Genomic DNA, 2,888 nt, shown 5'->3' on the forward strand with positions numbered 1-2,888 from the left:
TGGACGCGCGGGGGATCGTGGACGTGCTGCTGGAGGGCGGGCCCGCCCTGGCGGGCGCGTTCGTCGCCGCGCACCGGGTGGACCGGATCGTGGCCTTCGTCGCCCCGGTGCTGCTGGGCGCCGGGCCCGCGGCCCTGGGGGACGCGGGAGTGTCAACGATCACCGAGGCACACCGTTGGCGGGTCGAACGGGCCACCATGAGCGGTGCGGACGTGCGGATCTCCGCCGTCCCGGTCACGGGCGAGGGAGGCGACTAGGTGTTCACCGGCATTGTGGAGGAGCTCGGCGAGGTCACGCGGGTACGGCAGGAGCCGCACGGCAGTCGCGTCACCGTCCGCGGGCCCGTGGTCACACCGGACGCGAAACACGGCGACTCGATCGCCGTGAACGGGGTGTGCCTGACGGTGACCGAGGTCTCCGCCGACGAGTTCACCGTGGACGTGGTGCCGGAGACCCTGGAGCGCACCAGCCTGCACGGGATCGAACCGGGCAGGCTGGTCAACCTCGAACGGGCGATGGCGGCGAGCGACCGGTTCGGTGGGCACATCGTGCAGGGGCACGTGGACGGCACCGGCACGTTCCTGTCCCGCGACCCGGACGGGCTCACCCAGTTCGCCTTCCCGCCCGAGCTCGCCCGCTACGTCGTGGAGAAGGGGTCGATCGCCGTCGACGGGATCTCGCTGACCGTGGCCGGTGTCACGGACGAGGAGTTCACCGTCGCGCTGATCCCCACCACGCTGCGGGCCACCACACTCGGCCGGAACGAGCCGGGCGAGGCGGTCAACCTGGAGGTGGACGTGCTCGCGAAGTATGTGGAGCGACTGGCCGCCGTCCACCTTCCGGGGGATACGGTGGGGAGTGGCGTGGGCAAGGAGGACGCGTGACCATGACTGAGGCCGGTCCCGCACCGGACATCGACCTGATCGAGGCGGCGATCGACGACATCGCGAACGGTCGTCCGGTGGTCGTGGTCGACGACGAGGACCGCGAGAACGAGGGCGACCTGATCTTCGCGGCCGAGAAGGCCACCCCCGAACTGCTCGCCTTCATGGTGCGCTACACCTCGGGCTACATCTGCGCCTCGCTCACCGGCGCGGACTGCGACCGGCTCGACCTGCCGCCGATGTTCCACACCAACCAGGACATGCGCGGCACCGCGTACACGGTCACGGTGGACGCGGCCGAGGGCATCGGCACCGGCATCTCCGCCGCCGACCGCAGCCACACCATCAACCTGCTCGCCGACCCGAAGTCGCAGCCGTCCGACTTCCGCAGGCCCGGCCACGTCGTGCCGCTGCGGGCCAAGGACGGCGGGGTGCTGCGCAGGCCGGGGCACACCGAGGCCGCGGTGGACCTGGCGCGGATGGCCGGGCTGGCACCGGCCGGGGTGCTGTGCGAGATCGTCTCGCAGAAGAACGAGGGCGACATGGCCCTGCGGGACGAGCTGGAGGTCTTCGCCGCCGACCACGAACTCAAGCTCATCACCATCGCCGACCTGATCGCCTACCGCAGGCGCAAGGAGAAGCAGGTCGCGCGCGTGGCCGAGGCCCGGGTCCCGCTCGCGGCGGGGACCTTCCGCGCGATCGGGTACGACAGCCTGCTGGACGGGATCGAGCACATCGCCTTCGTGTACGGCGACATCGGCGACGGCGAGGACATCCTGGTGCGGGCGCACTCCGAGTGCCTGACCGGCGACGTGTTCGGGTCGCTGCGGTGCGACTGCGGCCCGCAGCTGGAGGCGGCGCTGCGGGCGGTGGCCGCCGAGGGGCGCGGCGTCGTGCTCTACATCCGGGGGCACGAGGGCCGCGGGATCGGCCTGCTGCACAAGTTGCAGGCGTACCAGCTGCAGGACTCGGGTGCCGACACGGTGGACGCCAACCTGGAGCTGGGGGTGCCCGCCGACGCCCGTGACTACGGCACGGGGGCGCAGATCCTGTCCGACCTCGGGGTGCGGTCGATGCGGCTGCTGACGAACAACCCGGCGAAGCGGGTCGGGATCGAGGCGTACGGCCTGCGGGTCACCGGGCGGGAGCCGTTGCCGACCTCGCCCAACCCGGAGAACCTGCGGTACCTGCGGACCAAGCGTGACAGGATGGGACACGACCTGTCCGAGCTGGAACACCTCGACGAGGTCGGCGCCGAGGTGACCGAGCACCGCGACGGCGGGGACCCGCTGTGACCGGGTGCCGGGGCCGGACGGGCCCCGGTCCGACCGGGGCCCGTCCGGCCGGAGGGACTGACTGGACGACCGGAGACGACGGGACACCGGGATGAGTGGAGAAGGACGTCCCGACACGGGGCAGGACCTGAGCCAGTGCGCGAACCTGCGCCTGGGGATCGTGGCGACCCGGTGGCACACCCGGATCACCGACAGCCTGGTGGAATCGGCGCTGCGGGCCGTGCGGGACGTGCCGCTGGCCGACGAGCCGACGGTGCTGCGCGTGTCCGGTGCGGTGGAGCTGCCGGTCGTGGCGCAGGCGCTGGCGCGGGGGCACGACGCGGTCGTGGCCCTCGGCGTGGTGATCCGCGGCGGGACACCGCACTTCGACTACGTGTGCGACTCGGTGACCGCGGGGCTGACCCGCGTCGCGCTCGACGAGGGCACCCCGGTCGGCAACGGGGTGCTGACCTGCGACACCGAGGAACAGGCGTTGGCGCGGGCGGGTCTGCCGGAGTCGACCGAGGACAAGGGGCACGAGGCGGTCGAGGCGGCGTTGACCACCGCGCACGTGCTGCGCGGGCTGCGCCAGCCGTGGACGGAACAGGGGTTCGTGTGACCGCGGGGGACGGCGAAGGGACGGAACCGGTGCGGGAGACGGTGCGGGCGCGGGACGCCGCCGACGCTGGCCCGGAATCCACGGGCGACGGGTCGCCGGCCGCGGGGCCCG

At 72.7% G+C, this 2,888-nt stretch carries 4 protein-coding genes; all 4 read left to right on the forward strand.

Annotated elements, in window-relative coordinates; translation table 11 throughout:
• The coding region (locus SACPADRAFT_RS28760; RefSeq protein ID WP_007027124.1) for a RibD family protein at positions 1 to 257 on the forward strand (257 nt) is incomplete at its 5' end.
• Positions 258 to 884 carry a riboflavin synthase gene (locus SACPADRAFT_RS0219110; protein WP_007027123.1) on the forward strand — a complete coding sequence of 209 codons (627 nt, stop codon included), beginning with the start codon at positions 258 to 260 and terminating at the stop codon, positions 882 to 884.
• 2 nt (positions 885 to 886) lie between these two features.
• Positions 887 to 2,179 carry a bifunctional 3,4-dihydroxy-2-butanone-4-phosphate synthase/GTP cyclohydrolase II gene (locus SACPADRAFT_RS0219115; RefSeq protein ID WP_007027122.1) on the forward strand — a complete coding sequence of 431 codons (1,293 nt, stop codon included), beginning with the start codon at positions 887 to 889 and terminating at the stop codon, positions 2,177 to 2,179.
• Between the two features lie 91 nt (positions 2,180 to 2,270).
• The gene (gene ribH / locus SACPADRAFT_RS0219120; protein WP_007027121.1) at positions 2,271 to 2,777 is read left to right on the forward strand and encodes a 6,7-dimethyl-8-ribityllumazine synthase; all 507 of its coding nucleotides are present in this window, start codon (positions 2,271 to 2,273) and stop codon (positions 2,775 to 2,777) included.
• Positions 2,778 to 2,888 lie beyond the last annotated feature (111 nt).

The sequence above is a fragment of the Saccharomonospora iraqiensis subsp. paurometabolica YIM 90007 genome (assembly GCF_000231035.2).
GTDB classification, from domain to species: Bacteria; Actinomycetota; Actinomycetes; order Mycobacteriales; family Pseudonocardiaceae; genus Saccharomonospora; species Saccharomonospora paurometabolica.

Bases quoted from the DNA above. Each gene is read 5' to 3' on its own strand.
- SACPADRAFT_RS0219115 (WP_007027122.1), top strand. From the start codon at position 887: ATGACTGAGGCCGGTCCCGCACCGGACATCGACCTGATCGAGGCGGCG.
- ribH (WP_007027121.1), top strand. From the start codon at position 2,271: ATGAGTGGAGAAGGACGTCCCGACACGGGGCAGGACCTGAGCCAGTGC.